The 16,647-nt window shown below is 64.5% G+C and carries 12 protein-coding genes; 7 read left to right on the plus strand and 5 right to left on the minus strand.

The genetic code is table 11. From position 1 onward, the window contains the following. Positions 1 to 26 precede the first annotated feature (26 nt). On the minus strand, positions 27 to 377 hold the full coding sequence (locus tag CR105_RS17725; RefSeq protein WP_099790591.1) for a hypothetical protein: 351 nt from the start codon (positions 375 to 377) through the stop codon (positions 27 to 29). 25 nt (positions 378 to 402) lie between these two features. After that, positions 403 to 2,304: a M61 family metallopeptidase gene (locus tag CR105_RS17730; protein WP_099790593.1), complete on the minus strand. Its 1,902-nt coding sequence runs from the start codon at positions 2,302 to 2,304 to the stop codon at positions 403 to 405. Positions 2,305 to 2,529: 225 nt separating this feature from the next. Between CR105_RS17730 and CR105_RS17735 the strand changes: the two genes are divergently transcribed. From CR105_RS17735 to CR105_RS17750, 4 genes are all read left to right on the plus strand, one after another. After that, entirely contained in the window at positions 2,530 to 2,982 is a 453-nt protein-coding gene (locus tag CR105_RS17735) for an Hsp20 family protein (protein WP_099790595.1), read from the plus strand. A gap of 180 nt (positions 2,983 to 3,162) precedes the next feature. Continuing rightward, the gene (locus CR105_RS17740; protein WP_099790597.1) at positions 3,163 to 4,692 is read left to right on the plus strand and encodes a DegQ family serine endoprotease; all 1,530 of its coding nucleotides are present in this window, start codon (positions 3,163 to 3,165) and stop codon (positions 4,690 to 4,692) included. 42 nt (positions 4,693 to 4,734) lie between these two features. Continuing rightward, the gene (locus CR105_RS17745) at positions 4,735 to 5,397 is read left to right on the plus strand and encodes a response regulator (RefSeq protein WP_099790599.1); all 663 of its coding nucleotides are present in this window, start codon (positions 4,735 to 4,737) and stop codon (positions 5,395 to 5,397) included. Then, positions 5,394 to 6,722 carry an ATP-binding protein gene (locus tag CR105_RS17750; protein ID WP_099790601.1) on the plus strand — a complete coding sequence of 443 codons (1,329 nt, stop codon included), beginning with the start codon at positions 5,394 to 5,396 and terminating at the stop codon, positions 6,720 to 6,722. Before CR105_RS17745 ends, CR105_RS17750 begins: the two co-directional genes overlap by 4 nt. A gap of 61 nt (positions 6,723 to 6,783) precedes the next feature. On the opposite strand, the gene CR105_RS17755 is transcribed toward CR105_RS17750, so the two are convergent. Together CR105_RS17755 and CR105_RS17760 are read right to left on the minus strand one after the other, a co-directional pair. Further along, positions 6,784 to 9,180: a TonB-dependent receptor plug domain-containing protein gene (locus CR105_RS17755; protein WP_307189641.1), complete on the minus strand. Its 2,397-nt coding sequence runs from the start codon at positions 9,178 to 9,180 to the stop codon at positions 6,784 to 6,786. 211 nt (positions 9,181 to 9,391) lie between these two features. After that, positions 9,392 to 9,922 (minus strand): hypothetical protein, encoded by a 531-nt coding sequence (locus CR105_RS17760; protein ID WP_229413991.1) that lies wholly within the window; start codon positions 9,920 to 9,922, stop codon positions 9,392 to 9,394. Between the two features lie 363 nt (positions 9,923 to 10,285). Here CR105_RS17760 and CR105_RS17765 point away from each other — a divergent pair, with 363 nt between their 5' ends. Then, on the plus strand, positions 10,286 to 13,465 hold the full coding sequence (locus tag CR105_RS17765; protein ID WP_099790795.1) for an error-prone DNA polymerase: 3,180 nt from the start codon (positions 10,286 to 10,288) through the stop codon (positions 13,463 to 13,465). Positions 13,466 to 13,486: 21 nt separating this feature from the next. On the opposite strand, the gene CR105_RS17770 is transcribed toward CR105_RS17765, so the two are convergent. Further along, a complete protein-coding gene (locus tag CR105_RS17770; protein ID WP_099790605.1) occupies positions 13,487 to 13,888 on the minus strand; it encodes a PRC-barrel domain-containing protein in 402 nt (133 codons plus the stop codon). Positions 13,889 to 14,051: 163 nt separating this feature from the next. On the opposite strand from CR105_RS17770, the gene pyrG reads away from it, so the two are divergent. Then, complete coding sequence (gene pyrG / locus CR105_RS17775) at positions 14,052 to 15,734, plus strand: CTP synthase (RefSeq protein WP_099790607.1); 1,683 nt, start codon at positions 14,052 to 14,054, stop codon at positions 15,732 to 15,734. Further along, a complete protein-coding gene (gene kdsA, locus CR105_RS17780) occupies positions 15,731 to 16,585 on the plus strand; it encodes a 3-deoxy-8-phosphooctulonate synthase (protein WP_099790609.1) in 855 nt (284 codons plus the stop codon). Before pyrG ends, kdsA begins: the two co-directional genes overlap by 4 nt. Positions 16,586 to 16,647 lie beyond the last annotated feature (62 nt).

The raw sequence follows: 16,647 nt of genomic DNA on the forward strand, positions 1-16,647 counted from the left end.
ACGAAGGTTAAAACGCCACCCACGCACTACTCGTCGTCAAATTCCTCGGCCAGGTTCTTCCAGCCCTTTTTCTTGGCGAACTCGCTGAACTCTTCCGGCGCTTCCAGCACGATCAGCTTGCTGTCTTGCAGGCCTGGATCGCTGTGCTCGAAGTTCGGCCCAACGTAGCCCAGCGCGCGCAGGCGGTCGATGATGTTGCCGACCAGCGCCTTGTCCTTGTACAGCCCGCTTTCGATGGGCTGCGAGAAGTCCACGTACACGTCAATAATTCCGTAGCCCTCATCGAAAATGCGAATTGCCTTGACGTCGTGGGAACGGCCGCTGCTGTCGGCGGCCTTGAACGGGCCACTCAGTTGGATGTCGGTATCTGTAGTCATAGTTTCAGCATACACCATCAGGAAATTACTTGACGGCCTTCAGGATCGTGCCCAGCCGGTCCTTGCTGCCGGCGATGCGCTCGAGGTGCGGGTAGCGCGCGCCGCCATGGTAATCGAGCGCAATGGTGCGGTAGTTGGAGCCCTGTTTCACCAGCAAGTCGATCGGCGCCTTGCTGCCCTTGGCCGCCTTGATGGCAGCCTTCAGCACCTCGGCCTTGTAGGCGCGGTTGTTGACGGCGACGATGCTGCTGTTGCCGGCCAGCCCGGCGCGAAAGGCGACGCCATCCCACACGACGCCGGCGATGGCGCCATCCTGCTTGACCGAGATGCCCAGCGAATAGCTGAAGTCGCTTGACTTGCTGCGCTCTTCGCTGGCCTTGGTGGCGTCGCTCGGCGCGTCCTTGTAGACCAGCTTCCAGCCGGCCCGCGCCAGGCCGTCGAGCGGCGCGCCGCTGCCGTGCCCGTCGAGGCGGCTGCGCAGGAAGGGCGCCCAGTCGAACGCCTGCACCTTGTTCAATGCGGCAACGACGTCGGCGAAGGTGTAGAACGCCGGCACGAAGCTGCCGTTGTTGATGCCGTAGAAGGCGCGCGCGAAGTCATCCAGCGAACGGGTGTCGCCCGACATCTCGCGGATCTTGGTGTCGACGTCGAGCCAGATGAACATGCCTTCGACGTAATAGTCTTCGCTGCGCTGCCAGTTGCTCCAGCCAAGCGCGCGCCGGCCGTTGATGATCGGGTCGTTGACGGTGTCCTGCATCGCGCGCCACGAGCGGCCCTGTACGTTGTCGTACAGCGCGGCGAGCGCGGCAATGCCGTTGCGCGTGCCGTTCTCGGAGATCAGGCCGGAGCGTGCGGCCAGCACCTTGCCCCAGTATTGCGTCTGGCCCTCGTACACCCACAGCAATTCGTTTTGCAGCGGCACGTTAAAGTTCGGCACATCCTGGCCGGCAGGGCGACGGAACTTGCCGTCCCACGAGTGGACGTATTCGTGCGGCAGCAGTTCGCGCCCCGACTCGCTCCTGGCCCAATCGGTGAAGTAGCCCGGCTTGACGCCGTTCTCGCTCGACTGGTGATGCTCGCGGCCGATGCCGCCGAACTCGTCCGACAGGGCGAACAGGAAGTCGTAATGGTTGTAATGATACGAGCCGAACAGCTTGGCCGCCTGCTTGACCATCGCGCGGTGCGCCTCGATCTGCTCCGGCGTCGCTTCCAGGCTTTCCGGATTGTCGGCGACGATGTTCAGGTGTACCGGCACCTTGGCGCCCGGATCGAGGTCGATACGCTTGAAGTAGCGGCCGGCAAACAGCGGCGAGTCGATCAGCGTTTCCAGGTCCAGCGGCTTGAAGGCCACTTCGTTGCCGTTGCGCCCGGCCGTCTCGAGCGCGCTGCCGAACTGCCAGCCGTCCGGCAAGGTCAGGTTCGGCTGCACCGTGATGCGGCGGCTGTTGTAGCCGGCCGGATACAAGGTCACCGACGGCCACTGCACGCCGAGGATCTCGTTGGTCATCGTGATGCGTCCCTGCGCGCTGTCGAGCGGCGACAGGAACTGGTACTCGGCCTCGAGCGTGCTGACGCCTTCCGGCACCGTGACGTGGAAGGCGTGCACATGCACCGGGTCGCGCACCCACTCGACCGGCTTGCCGTTGCCGGTGAACTTCAGGCCGGCCAGCTGCGTCAGCGGGCCGCTCGGACCATGATTGCCGGGCAGCCACTGCGGGTACAGCATCGTCAGCGGACCCGGCTTGACCGGGATCGACATCTTCATGCGGAAAATTTGCTGGCTCAGGTTGGTCGCATCGACCTTCAGCACGATGGTGCCCGGATACGGCTGGTCGAGCGGCGGCGGCACCGCGGCGCTGGCCGGCAGGGCGATCGCGGCGATCAGGGCGACGAGGGGCAGGAGGCGGAACTTGAACGGTGCGGTCATGGCGGCGAAGAATGTTAAGTGGTCTAAAGAAACAGGTTTCGGAGTGTAGCACGGCGCAAAACGGGGGTGTGTCGGCAAGTATCGGCAAATATTTTTCGGTCTATTGGGCAAAAAACCGTATTTTTCAAGGCCTTGAAATGCCTCTTGCCCATCACTAGATTGGATGCATCGGATGCTCATCAGAGGTCCGAAACTTATCGCTTAACTTCTAAAAGGATATTTATCATGCGTACATTTGACCTGACCCCTCTCTACCGTTCCGCTATCGGCTTCGACCGCCTGGCCAACCTGCTCGAGCAGCGCGCCGACGCCCAGCCCAGCTATCCGCCATACAACATCGAGCTGGTCGGCGAAGACCAGTACCGGATCGTGATGGCCGTTGCCGGCTTCGACCGTTCGGAAGTGGAGATCATCGCCGAGCGCGATTCGCTGCACATTGCCGGTCGCAAGCAGAAGGATGACCAGCAGCGCACCTACCTGCACCGCGGCATCGCTGCGCGCGACTTCGAGCAGCGCTTCCAGCTGGCTAACCATGTCAAGGTCACCACTGCCACCTTCAACAACGGCATGCTGACCATTGAACTGGTGCGCGAAGTGCCCGAGGCGCTCAAGCCGCGCAAAATCGTCATCGACGGTGGCGACAACGTGCAGGCGATCGAGCAGCGCCAGGCGGCGTAACTTCGCCCAGGCCGCATGAAGGGGGCTGGTCACGCAGGGTCAGATCCCGCACGCGCCGACGGCCGAAATGGAAAGGGCGCTCGCATGCACGGGGCGCCCTTTTGCACACTTAAGCTAACCCTAAGTCTGCAGGTGCACACTGCAGTCATCGACAAACCACTATCTCGCAGGAGTACGACAATGCATAACCAAGGTGCCGTTACTGCCATCACCGCAAAGAAGCTGATGCTGGCCCTGGCCGCCGCCGGCGTGATCGGCGGCGCGGTAGGCGCGATCGCAGTCAATCATAACAACGCAGTCGCATCCGGTGCGGCCGCAGCCACGGCCGCACCGAACTACGTGGCGCCGGCGCCGCTGGCGGCTACCGGCGCGAACGTGGCAATGGCGCTGCCTGACTTTACGCAGATTGTCGCGCGCATGGGACCGGCCGTGGTCAACATCCGCGTCACCGGCAGCACCAAGACCGCCATGAACGGCCCGCAGGGCCGCGGCGGTCCGCAGCTCGACGAGAACGATCCATTTTTTGAGTTTTTCCGCCGCTTCCAGGGACCGCAAAATCCGCGCGGCCAGCGGAATACTCCCGTTATTGGCGCCGGATCCGGGTTCATAGTAAGCCCGGACGGCGTCATCCTTACCAACGCGCACGTGGTGCGCGATGCCAGCGAAGTCACGGTCAAGCTGCAGGACCGGCGCGAATACCGCGCCAAGGTGCTCGGCTCCGATCCGAAGACGGACGTCGCTGTGCTCAAGATCGATGCCAAGAACCTGCCGGTGGTACCGATCGGTAAATCGAACGACCTGCGCGTCGGCGAATGGGTGCTGGCGATCGGTTCGCCGTTTGGCCTCGACAGCAGCGTGACGGCCGGCGTCGTCAGCGCCAAGGGCCGCTCGCTGCCCGACGACAGCGTGCCGTTCATCCAGACCGACGTCGCCGTCAACCCCGGTAACTCGGGCGGGCCGCTGTTCAATACGCGCGGCGAAGTGGTCGGCATCAATTCGCAGATCTACAGCCAGACCGGCGGCTACCAGGGCCTGTCGTTTGCGATTCCGATCGATGTGGCCAACAAGATCAAGGAGCAGCTGGTTGCAACCGGCACGGTCAAGCACGCAAGGCTGGGCGTGACGGTGCAGGAAGTGGGGCAGGGGTTTGCCGACGCTTTCAAGCTGGAGTCGCCGGAGGGAGCACTGGTGTCGAATGTCGAAAAGGGTGGTGCGGCTGACAAAGCGGGTATCAAGTCGGGGGACGTGATTCGCAAGCTGAACGGCCAGTCGATAGTCGCATCGGGAGACCTTCCGGCGATGCTCAGTGTCGCCAGCCCTGGCGACAAGGTCACGCTCGACGTCTGGCGCGACGGTAAGATCGTGCAGCTCGGCGCGCGCCTCGGCGACGCCAGCGAAAAGCCGCAGCGCGCCGAGCGCGAAGTGGCGGCGCTTGAGGACACCGGCTCCAAGCTTGGCCTGTCGCTGCGGCCGCTGCAGCCGATGGAGCGGCGCCAGTCGGGCCTCGCATCGGGCCTGGTGATCGAGGAAACCGGCGGCGCCGCGGCCAGTGCGGGCGTGCAGCCGGGCGACGTACTGCTGTCGATTAACGGCCGTCCGGTCACCAGCATCGAGCAGGTGCGCGACGTCGTCGGCAAGTCGTCGAAGTCGGTGGCCTTGCTGATTCAGCGCGGTGGTGACAAAATCTTCATTCCGGTGCGGATCGGCTGATGAAGGTAGTCCTCCATCGGTAATGCTAAGAACGAGGAAGCAATGCGCTTACTGCTGGTGGAGGACGATGTGATGATCGGCGAAGTGGTGCTCGACCTGCTCAGGGCCGAGCACTACGCCGTCGACTGGGTCAAGGACGGCGAAATGGCCGACACCGCCCTGATGCAATCGCAGAACTACGACCTGGTCGTGCTCGACCTGGGCCTGCCGCGCAAGGACGGCCTGGAAGTGCTGCGCGCCATGCGCGCCCGCAAGGACCGCACTCCGGTACTGGTTGCCACCGCGCGCGACGCGGTCGGCCAGCGCATCGCCGGGCTCGATGCCGGCGCCGACGATTACGTCCTCAAACCTTACGACCTCGATGAACTGCTGGCGCGCATCCGCGCCTTGCTGCGCCGCTCGGCCGGGCGCGGCGAACCGGTCTTCGACTACAAGAACATCTCGATCAACCCGGCCACGCGCGAAGTGACGGTCGATGGCGTTGCCGCCAGCCTGTCGGCGCGCGAATGGGCCGTGCTTGAAGCGCTGATCGCCCGGCCAGGCGCGGTGCTGTCGCGCGCCCAGCTCGAAGAAAAGCTGTACAGCTGGCGCGATGAGGTGTCCAGCAATGCGGTCGAAGTGTACATCCACGGCCTGCGCAAAAAACTCGGCAGCGACCTGATACAGAATGTGCGCGGGGTCGGTTACATGGTGCCCAAGCTATGAAAGTGACGCACTCCCTACGCGGGCGCCTGCTGTGGTTCCTGCTGGCGGCGATCAGCATCGCCGCCATCGCCCAGGCCTCGATCGCGTACCGGACGGCTCTGGCCGACGTCGATCAGATCTCCGACTATCACATGCAGCAAATGGCGCTGTCGCTGCGTTCGGGAGCGGCCCTGTCGAACATGGAGGCACCCGCGGGCATCGACGCCACCGCCGAAAACGGCGACCTGGTGGTGCAGGTGTGGACGCCGGACGGGGTGCAGGTGTTCCGCAGCGTGTCGCCCGCGCGCCTGCCGCAGCGGGCGGTGCTGGGTTTTTCGAATGTTCAAGCGAACGGCAAAACATATCGGATTTTTTCGGTGCAGACCAGCAGCCAGACCGTGCAGGTGGCGCAGGACATGGCGGCGCGGCGCCAGATGGCCGGCAATGTGGCGCTGCGCACGGTCGGTCCAATCGCTGTGATGATGCCGATCTTGATGCTGGTCGTGTGGTGGGTAGTGAGCGGATCGCTCGAGCCGGTCGCGCGCGTGCGCAAGCAGGTGGCCTCGCGCCAGGCCGACGACCTGTCGCCGGTGTCGGAGTCGGGCCTGCCCGACGAGGTGCGCCCGCTGGTGCAGGAACTGAACCTGCTGTTCGGCCGCGTCAGGACCGCGTTCGACGCGCAGCAGAATTTTGTCGCCGACGCCGCGCACGAACTGCGCACGCCACTAGCTGCGCTGAAGCTGCAGGTGCAGGGCCTGGAGCGGGCCGACAGTCCCGACGCGCGCCAGGTCGCCGTGTCGCGCCTGACGGCCGGCATCGAGCGCGCCACCCGCCTGGTCGAGCAGCTGCTGGTGCTGGCGCGGCAGGAGGCTGGTGCGGCCGGCGGCGCCAAGGCGCAGCAGGTGGCGCTGGCCGACCTGGCGCGGCGCACCGTCGGCGACCTGGCCGGCGTGGCGCAGAACAAGGGCGTCGACCTGGGACTGCTGCGCGCCGATGACGCGCGCGTGAACGGGCAGGGCGATGCGCTGATGATCCTGTTGCGCAACCTGGTCGACAACGCGATCAAGTACACGCCGCCGGGCGGCACCATCGACCTGGCGGTGCAGCAGGACGCGGCAGGCGCGCGCATTGTGGTCGAAGACAGCGGGCCGGGGATTCCTGCCGAAGAACGCGAGCGCGTGTTTGACCGCTTCTACCGGATTGCGGGCAGCGAGGCGTCTGGCAGTGGATTGGGGCTGGCGATCATCAAGGCGATCGCCGAACGGCATGGGGCAACGCTGACGCTGGGCCAGTCGGAGCGGCTCGGTGGCCTGAGTGCGGTGGTGACGTTCCCGAAGAACGCGTAGTTGGCGCCGGGGGTCTGACCCGCTGGGTCAGACCCCGGTGGAACTGGGGCAGTGCGACGGCTTAGAACTTGTGCCACATGCGCGCGAAGTACGACGTGCCGTTCAAGCCAAACTGCACGCTCTCGTATTTGAAGCCGTTGTCGGTCTCGTTCGGATCGTGCGCGGTCGGCTTGACGTTGAAGATGTTCGCCGCGCCGATGGTGAACTTGGTCTTCGGCGTGAAGGCGTAGGTGAACGCCAGGTCGGCCGACGTCTTCGCCTCATACTTCATCAGTGGCGTCGGCGGGCCGGAGAAGGTGCCGAGCGACTGCGGGCCGAAGTGGATGATCTTCAGTTCCGTGTTCACTTTGCCCAGCGTGTAGTCGAAGCCCAAGGTAGCCTTGCGGCGCGGGCCGCCCTGCTCAATGAACAGGCGCTCGCGTTCCGACAGCAGCACGTCTTCAAAGCCTGCCAGCGATGGCGGCGCCTTGATGTTGGTGACGTCGGTGGTACTGAAGTTCAGCGCCAGGAAGGTATTGAGCTTGCCGCCCATGACATCGCTCTTGTTCGCCACCGTCACGTCCAGGCCCTGGGTGCGGGTGTCGATCGAGTTGACGAAGAACTGCGCCGACGCCACGCCCAGGTTCAGCAGGATGTCGCCGAGGGCCGGGTAGTTGTCCGAGTCGAAGCGGCCCGACAGCACGATGCGGTCGTCGATGTCGATGCGGTACAGGTCGGCCGTCACCGAAGTCGACGCCGTCGGCGTCCACGTCGTGCCGAGCGTGAAGCTCTTCGATTTTTCTTCCTTCAGCTTCGGAATGCCGGCCGCGTTGGTGACGTTGCCGCCGTTCGGCGCGAACACCACGTCCTTGGCGACGCCGCCGACGAAGTCGGTGAACGTCGACGAGAAGTACACCTGCTGCAGCGACGGCGCGCGGAAGCCCGTGCTGGCCGAGCCGCGCAGCAGTACCGCGTCGGCCAGGCGGAACGAGCCGGCGACCTTGCCGGTGACGGTGGATCCGAAGTCGCTGAATTTTTCGTAGCGAACGGCGCCCTGCAGCTTGATGCGGTCGGTGACGTCGGCCTCGAGGTCGAGATAGGCGGCGCTGCTGTGGCGGCCCTTGTCGGTGGCGTCGCTCGGCTGAAAGCCCGGGAAGCCCTGGCTGCCGGCGTTGCCGCCGAAGCCGAGGCCGTCGACGTCGTTGTACGAGCCTGGCTCGCCGGCGAAGATCTTGTAGTTCTCCTTGCGGTACTCGGCGCCCAGCGCGACGTTCAGGCCGCCGAGGATGTCGCCGTAGAAGCGGCTCACGTCGGCGTTGGTGGTCAGCTGCTCGAACTCGAAGCCGCCGGCGTTGAACTGGCTCGGGCTGATGCCTTTGCCGCCGGCCAGCAGATCCTTGTTGGCGATCGACGCGTTCAGCGTATTGCTGATGTTGTAGACCATCTTGTTAAAGCCATAGGTCTGCGACAGGTCGGCATTCCATTCGCCGGCGCGGGTGCGGTAGCCGATCGTGCCGAAGCGGTCGTCGACGTCGGCGTTGATGAACGGCGCGAAGCCGTCCGGGTACATCGCCGCCGAATTTTTCGACGGGATGTCGTCCGAGCCGATGCCGCCGCGGCCCCACGCCGCGCTCGAACCGTAGCGATCCTGCACGCCGGCGGTGAAGTAGACGCGGCCGGCGGCGCCGGTCGGGATTTCGCCGTTGACGTACAGCGTGCGGTTCTTCACCAGCGAATCGCCGATGATGCGCGGGCTGTTGTCGACTTCGCGATTCGAGCGGCCGCGGTTGAGCACTTCGGCGGTGATGCCGATGACGCCCTTGTCGCCGACCTGCACGCCGCAGTAGGCCGAGCCGAGGTAGTTGCGGCCATCGCCTTCTGAATACTGGCCGGCGCCGACAACGGTTTCGCAGCCGAGGCTTTTCTTCATGTCGATGTTGATCACGCCGGCGATCGCGTCCGAGCCGTACTGGGCGGCGGCGCCGTGACGCAGCACCTGCACGTTTTTGATCGCCAGCAGCGGGATCGCATTCATGTCGGTGCCGGTGTTGCCGCGGTTGCGCGCGCCGAAGATATTGACCAGCGCGGTCGTGTGGCGGCGTTTGCCGTTCATCAGCACCAGCGTCTGGTCCGAGCCGAGGCCGCGCAGCGCTGCCGAGTCGATCAGGTCGGCGCCGTCGGCGCCAGTCTGGCGGGTCGAGTTAAACGAAGGCGAGATGTAGGTCAGCGTCTGGGCCAGGTCGAACTGGCCGCCTTGTTCGGCGATCTTGGTCATCGGGATGAAATCGACCGGCACCACCGTTTCGGTGGCCGAGGTGTTGGCGGCGCGGCGCGAACCGACCACGTTGACGGTCTGGATCTCGTCCTTGGCGACGGTGCCGGCGCTCTGCGCGAAGGCGGCGGGCGACATGACGGCGAGGGCGGCGCTGCCGTACAGGCTGAGCAGGATGGCTTTACGGAGGGTACTTGGCTGGAACACGCGGCTTCTCCAAAATGAAAAATTTCATTTTAAACACTTGAACCTGTGTCGATGCGTCAGGTGTGAAAATACCACAACGTTATCAAGATATAGGCAAAACGAATAGGTTATCCGACCTAATTTGTGCTAGTGCAGCATCGGGGGCAAACCCAGGTCCGACCCCGATGTGAGGGGATGAATCGAATGTTTCTAGCTGCAGTTGCCCGGCGGTTTACTTGGCGATGGCTTGCAGCAGCACGAATCCTTCGTGGCGGATGGTGCTTTGCGCTTCGGCCAGCGCCTTGTTGGCCTTGATAAATGCGGGACGCTGCATGTCCTTGCGCTCGGCGGGGGTGGATATGGGGGCACGCGGCGCACCCATGCTCGGTCCGCTGTTGTACATCTGGTGGACGACTTTCTTGCCGTAGTCGGAAGCATAGAAGCGTGCCATCTCGGTGGCCGTTTCGGCGCTGATGGTGCGAGCCAGCGGATACGCCAGGCGTGCGTAAATCTGCGCCGGCGGCACTTTTTCGAGCTTGGCGTAGGCGGCCTGGCGTTGTGTGTCGTTGGCGTAGCGGCTCGAGCCGGTAATCGATCGCATCATCTTTTCCGCCTGCATCGCCTTAAGCAAGGCGGACACCGCATTGACGTGGCCAACGGTGATGACACCGGCAGCCGGCGCCGGCACCGGCGCCGCTGCTGGCGGCGCGGCGAACGAGACGGGCGAAGCGGCAATCAACGCCGCCAGGCTTAGCGTAGTCATCAATCTCATCATGTACCTTTAGATAATGTTTTCGGCTGCCATCATATATGGCAAAACTCATGCGGACAATCACATTTCAACCGAGTTCTAAACCGGGGTCAGACCCGGTTATTAACAAGCTGGCGCGTCGGTCACCGAATATCAAACGGGTCTGACCCCGAATTGATATTCGCTGGAGGACCTGTAACGATGGGATAATCCCGATTTTTAATATTGGGGTCAGACCCGTTTAAAAGATGGTCGTGGGCTGTCTGGCCGAATATCAAACGGGTCTGACCCCAATTTTTTGAGGTTGCTTGTTTGGCGCGGGCTGTGGGTTATACTGGGTTTATATACAGTATTTTGATGCCGCACCTCAAGTCCATGCCGTCCCCTTCCTTTGCTCCATCGACCAGCCTGCCCGACTATGCCGAGCTGTTTTGCCTGTCGAACTTTACCTTCCTGCAGGGCGCTTCGCACGCCGAGGAGTTGGTCGCGCGCGCCGTTCAGCTCGGCTATGCGGCGCTGGCGCTGACCGACGAGTGTTCGCTCGCCGGCGTCGTGCGCGCCCACGCCGAGGCGAAAAAGGCCGACCTGCAGCTGCTGATCGGCGCCCATTTCCATCTGAAGAACGCCGACGGCAGCGCGGCGCTGTCGCTGGTGCTGCTGGCACAGAACCGCAACGGCTATGGCAACCTTGCCGAGCTGATCACCATCGGCCGCACCCGCAGCGAGAAGGGCACCTACCTGCTCACGCTGGCCGACTTTGCCGCGCCGCCGCCCAGCCACGCGCACCTGCAGGGCATGCCCGATTGCCTGGCGATATTGCTGCCGGCCTACCCCGGCCACGACGCCGCCGACGTCGACCGCCTGCACCGCCAGGCCGCGTGGATGGCGGCAACGTTTGCCGGCCGCAGCTGGATCGGCCTGAACCTGCTGCACCGCGCCTACGACGACGCCCACCGCGCCACCATCGAGGAAGTGGCATGGCAGCACGCGCTGCCGATCACCGCGATCGGCCACGTCTGCATGCACGTGCGATCGCGCAAGCCCTTGCAGGACACGCTGTCGGCAATCCGCATCGGCAAGCCGGTGGCCGAGTGCGGCTATCAACTGGCGCAAAATGCCGAGCAGCATCTGCGCGCGCGCCTGCGCCTGGCTAATATCTACGCGCCGGACGTGCTGGCCGAAACCGTGCGCATCGCGCGCCTGTGCACCTTTTCGCTCGACGAGTTGCGTTACGAATACCCGAACGAGGTGGTGCCCGACGGCCATACGCCGGCCAGCTACCTGCGCAGCGAAACCTATATCGGCGCGCACCGGCGCTTTCGCGACGGCATCCCGGCCAAGGTGCAGGGGCAGATCGAGCACGAGCTGGCGCTGATCGGCGAGATGCGCTACGAACAGTATTTCCTCACCGTCTACGACATCGTCCGCTTCGCCCGTTCCAACAACATCCTGTGCCAGGGCCGCGGCTCGGCGGCCAACTCGGCGGTGTGCTATTGCCTCGGCATCACCGAGGTCGACCCGGCCCGCGCCAACCTGCTGTTCGAACGCTTCATCTCGAAGGAGCGCAACGAGCCGCCCGACATCGACGTCGACTTCGAGCACCAGCGCCGCGAAGAAGTGATCCAGTACATCTACCATAAATACGGTCGCACCCGCGCCGCGCTGGCGGCGGTGGTGATCAGCTACCGGCCCAAGAGCGCGCTGCGCGACAGCGGCCGCGCGCTCGGCATCGACCTGGCCATCGTCGAAAAAGTGGCCAAGACCCATCACTGGTTCGACAGCAAGCAGGACCTGGTGAACCGGCTGGCCGAAAGCGGGCTCGATCCGCAGTCGAGCCTGGCGCAGCAGTGGGCGACGCTGGCGCAGCTGCTGCTGGGCTTTCCGCGCCACCTGTCGCAGCACCCGGGCGGCTTCGTCATCGCCCAGGGCAAGCTGTCGCGTCTGGTGCCGATCGAAAACGCCACGATGGCCGAGCGCAGCGTCATCGAGTGGGACAAGAACGACCTCGAGGAACTCGGCCTGATGAAGGTCGACGTGCTGGCGCTGGGCATGCTGTCGATGCTGCGCCGCGGCCTCGAGCTGATCGGCACGCGCCACGGCACCGTGTTCGAGATGCAGGACATTCCGCACGACGACACGCCGACCTACGACATGATCTGCGCGGCCGACACGGTCGGCGTGTTCCAGATCGAGTCGCGCGCGCAGATGAGCATGCTGCCGCGCCTGTTGCCGCGCAAGTTCTACGACCTGGTCATCGAGGTGGCGCTGGTGCGGCCCGGACCGATCCAGGGCGGTATGGTGCACCCGTACCTGAAGCGGCGCCAGGGCTTCGAGCCGGTGCATTACCCGAAGCCGGAAATCCGCGCCGCGCTCGAGCGTACCCTGGGCGTGCCGATCTTCCAGGAGCAAGTGATGCAGGTAGCGATCCTGGCGGCCGGCTTCACGCCCGGCGAAGCGGACCAGCTGCGCCGCGCGATGGCGGCGTGGAAGCGCAAGGGCGGCCTGGAAACGTATTACCAGCGCATCGTCGGCGGCATGCTCGAGCGCGGCTACGAGCTCGAGTTTGCCGAAGCGATCTTCAGCCAGATCCAGGGTTTCGGCGAATACGGTTTTCCGGAGTCGCACGCCGCCAGCTTCGCGCTGTTGGCCTACGCCAGCTCGTGGATGAAGCGGCACGAGCCGGGCGCCTTCCTGTGCGCGCTGCTCAACAGCCAGCCGATGGGCTTTTACAGCCCGTCGCAGCTGGTGCAGGACGCGCGCCGCCACGGCATCGAGGTGCGCCCGGTCGACATCGCCATCAGCGGCTGGGAGTCGACGCTCGAAGAGGCCGACGAATCGCGCGCCAGCCAGCCGGCGGTGCGGCTGGGCTTGTCGTTGCAGCGCGGCATGCGCCGCGACGTGGCCGCGCGCATCGAGGACGCGCGCGCGATCCGGCCGTTCGACAGCGTGGCCGACCTGGCGCGCAGGGCCGGCCTCGACCGCGGCGACCTGCAGGTGCTGGCGGCGTCGAACGCGCTGGAGTCGCTGGCCGGCAACCGCCGCCAGGCGCTGTGGCAGGCGGTCGGCGCCGTGCCGGACAAGGACCTGCTGCGCCCGACCACGCCTGACGAGGCGACGCCGCAACTGCGCGCGCCGAGCGAGGGCGACGAGATCGTCGGCGACTACCGCTCGCAGGGCCTGACCTTGGGGCGCCATCCGCTGGCGCTATTGCGGGCGCAATTGCTCAAGCAGCGCTTCATGACGGCGGCCACCTTGCACGACTACAAGAACGGCCAGCTGGCGCGCGCCTGCGGCATCGTCACCGTGCGCCAGCGCCCGGGCACGGCCAAGGGCGTGCTGTTCCTGACACTCGAAGACGAGACCGGCAATGTCAACGTGATTGTCTGGCCGAGCCTGGTGGAAGAACAGCGCCGCGAAGTGCTGCGCGCGCCGCTGCTGGGCGTGTACGGCGTGTGGCAACGGGAAGGGGAGGTGCGCCACTTGGTGGCCAAGCGGCTGGTGGACATGTCGGCGCTGCTTGGGCGGCTGGGCACCCAGAGCCGCGATTTTTGCTAGCAGTAACGCTCCAGAACTTGATTAGACTGCGCTGGTGCCGTAGTAGCCGTGGATCTGGCTCGACCAGCTCTGGTCGGCCATGTCAGGCCAGTTGTCGGTGTCAAAGCCTGGCGCGGCGTCGATCTTTTCCTTGTCCATGTTCATCGTCATGCGGTGATTTGCCGTATCCAGGGTCAGCGCCTGGAACGGCACGGCGAACAGCTTTTCACCAATGCCCAGCACGCCGCCGCTCGACATCACGACGTAAGCGACTTTGCCGCTGCGCATGTCGAGCATGAATTCCTTGATTTCGCCAAGGTGCTCGTTTTTCAGGTTGTGCACGTGGTCGCCGATCAGCGTGTCGGCGCCCATCAATTCAGGGCCTGGGCCTTTGTTGTTTTTGTTCGAATACATGCCGAGGGTGTCGCGGTTCAGATAAGACATGGTGGCCTCCTTAATAAAAGAACCAGCATGCTCGAACAGCAAGGATGGGTCTGTTCGCTCCCGCACGCTCGCATGCGCCGGCTCCCGGCTTGTTTAGCGGAAGTATCGGCCGGTTTAAGGTATAATTTCAATTTCCCGCACGTGCCGTTCGGCACCATCTGCAATGACCAAATTTGTCTTCGTCACCGGTGGCGTTGTGTCTTCCCTTGGAAAAGGGATTGCCGCCGCCTCTCTCGCCGCGATCCTCGAATCGCGCGGCCTTAAAGTCACCATGCTCAAGCTCGATCCGTACATCAACGTCGATCCGGGCACGATGAGTCCGTTGCAGCACGGCGAGGTGTTCGTCACCGACGACGGCGCCGAGACCGATCTCGACCTCGGCCACTACGAGCGCTTCATCAGCACGCGCATGAAAAAGGTGAACAACTTCACCACCGGCCAGATCTACGAATCGGTGATCCGCAAGGAACGCCGCGGCGAGTACCTCGGCAAGACGGTGCAGGTAATTCCGCACATCACCAACGAGATCCAGGATTACATCTACCGCGGCGCTGAAGGCGCCGACATCGCGCTGGTCGAAATCGGCGGCACCGTCGGCGACATCGAATCGCTGCCGTTCCTCGAGGCGGCGCGCCAGCTGTCGCTGCGCGCCGGCCGCAAGTCGGCCGCGTTCGTGCACCTGACCCTGGTGCCGTACATCGCCTCGGCAGGCGAGCTGAAAACCAAGCCGACCCAGCACAGCGTGCAAAAGCTGCGCGAGATCGGCATCTCGCCGAATGCGCTGCTGTGCCGCGCCGACCGCCCGATTCCGGCCGACGAGCGCGCCAAGATCTCGCTGTTTTCGAACGTCGAAGAAGCGGCCGTCATCTCGGTGTGGGACGTCGACACCATCTACAAGGTGCCGCAGGTGCTGCACGACCAGGGCCTCGACGAGATCATCCTCGAAGCGCTCGGCATGGAAGCGCCGCCGGCCGACCTGTCGATGTGGACCAAGCTGATTCACGCGCTGGAAAATCCGAAGACTGACGTCACCATCGGCATGGTCGGCAAATACGTCGACCTGACCGAGTCGTACAAGTCGCTGACCGAAGCGCTGCGCCACGCCGGCATCCACACCGAAAGCCGCGTCAACATCGAGTACCTCGATTCGGAAGACATCGAAACGAAAGGCTGCGCCCACCTGGCCAAGTACGATGCGATCCTGGTGCCTGGCGGCTTCGGCAAGCGCGGCGTCGAGGGCAAGATCATGGCCGCCCGTTTTGCGCGCGAAAACAACATCCCGTACCTGGGCATCTGCCTGGGCATGCAGGTCGCGCTGATCGAGTACGCGCGCCACATGGCCGGCATGGCGAACGCCAATTCGACCGAGTTCGATCCGGACACCGACCAGCCGGTCGTGGCCCTCATCAACGAGTGGCAGAACCACGACGGCAAGGTCGAAAAGCGCGACGAGCGCTCCGACCTGGGCGGCACCATGCGCCTTGGCGCGCAGACCTGCGCGGTCAACCCCGGCACCTTGGCCGCCGAGATCTACGGCAGCGTCGTCACCGAGCGCCATCGCCACCGCTACGAAGCGAACAACCATTATCTGGCGCGCGTCGAAGCGGCCGGCCTGATCGTGTCGGCGCGTACCCCGACCGAAGACCTGTGCGAAATCATGGAACTGCCGCGCAGCGTGCACCAGTGGTACATGGGCGTGCAGTACCACCCGGAGTTCAAGTCGACCCCGCGCACCGGCCACCCGCTGTTCATTTCGTTCATCAAGGCGGCGATCGCGCACAAGGCCGCGGCGTCCGCGCCAGCCCTGCGCGCCGTCGAACCAGTTTTGCAAGGAGACGCAGCATGAAGCTTTGCGGATTTGACGTCGGCCTCGACCAGCCGATTTTCCTGATCGCCGGCACCTGCGTGATCGAATCGCGCCAGATGGCGATGGACACCGCCGGCGCGCTGAAGGAAATCACTTCGGCGCTCGGCATCCCTTTCATCTACAAGTCGTCGTTCGACAAGGCCAACCGCTCGTCGGGCTCGACCTTCCGTGGTCCGGGCATGGAGAAGGGCCTCGAGATCCTCGCCGACGTCAAGCGCGAAATCGGCGTGCCGGTGCTGACCGACGTGCACACGATCGAAGAGCTGCCGGCCGTGTGCGCGGTCGTCGACATCATCCAGACCCCGGCGTTCCTGTGCCGCCAGACCGACTTCATCGTCGCCTGCGCCCAGACCGGGCTGCCGGTCAACATCAAGAAGGGCCAGTTCCTCGCGCCGCACGACATGAAAAACGTCATCGACAAGGCGCGCGCGGCGGCCACCCAGGCTGGCCTGAACCCAGACAACTTCATGGCGTGCGAGCGCGGCGTCTCGTTCGGCTACAACAATCTGGTCTCGGACATGCGTTCGCTGGCCATCATGCGCGAATCGAACTGCCCGGTCGTGTTCGACGGCACCCACTCGGTGCAGCTGCCTGGCGGCCAGGGCACCTCGTCCGGCGGCCAGCGCGAGCACATCCCGGTGCTGGCGCGCGCCGCGGTGGCAGCCGGCATCGCCGGCCTGTTCATGGAGACGCACCCGAATCCGGCCGAAGCGATGTCCGACGGCCCGAACGCGATGCCGCTGGCGCGCATGAAAGAGCTGCTGTCGACCTTGGTCGACATCGACCGCATCGTCAAGAAAGCCGGCTTCATCGAAACCAGCTTTGCCTGATCACGAAACCTGGGTCCGACCCCATGGGGTCGGACTCGCTGCGCGAAAAAATTACCCACCTT

The organism is Massilia eurypsychrophila (genome assembly GCF_002760655.1).
GTDB lineage: Bacteria > Pseudomonadota > Gammaproteobacteria > Burkholderiales > Burkholderiaceae_D > JAFCUW01.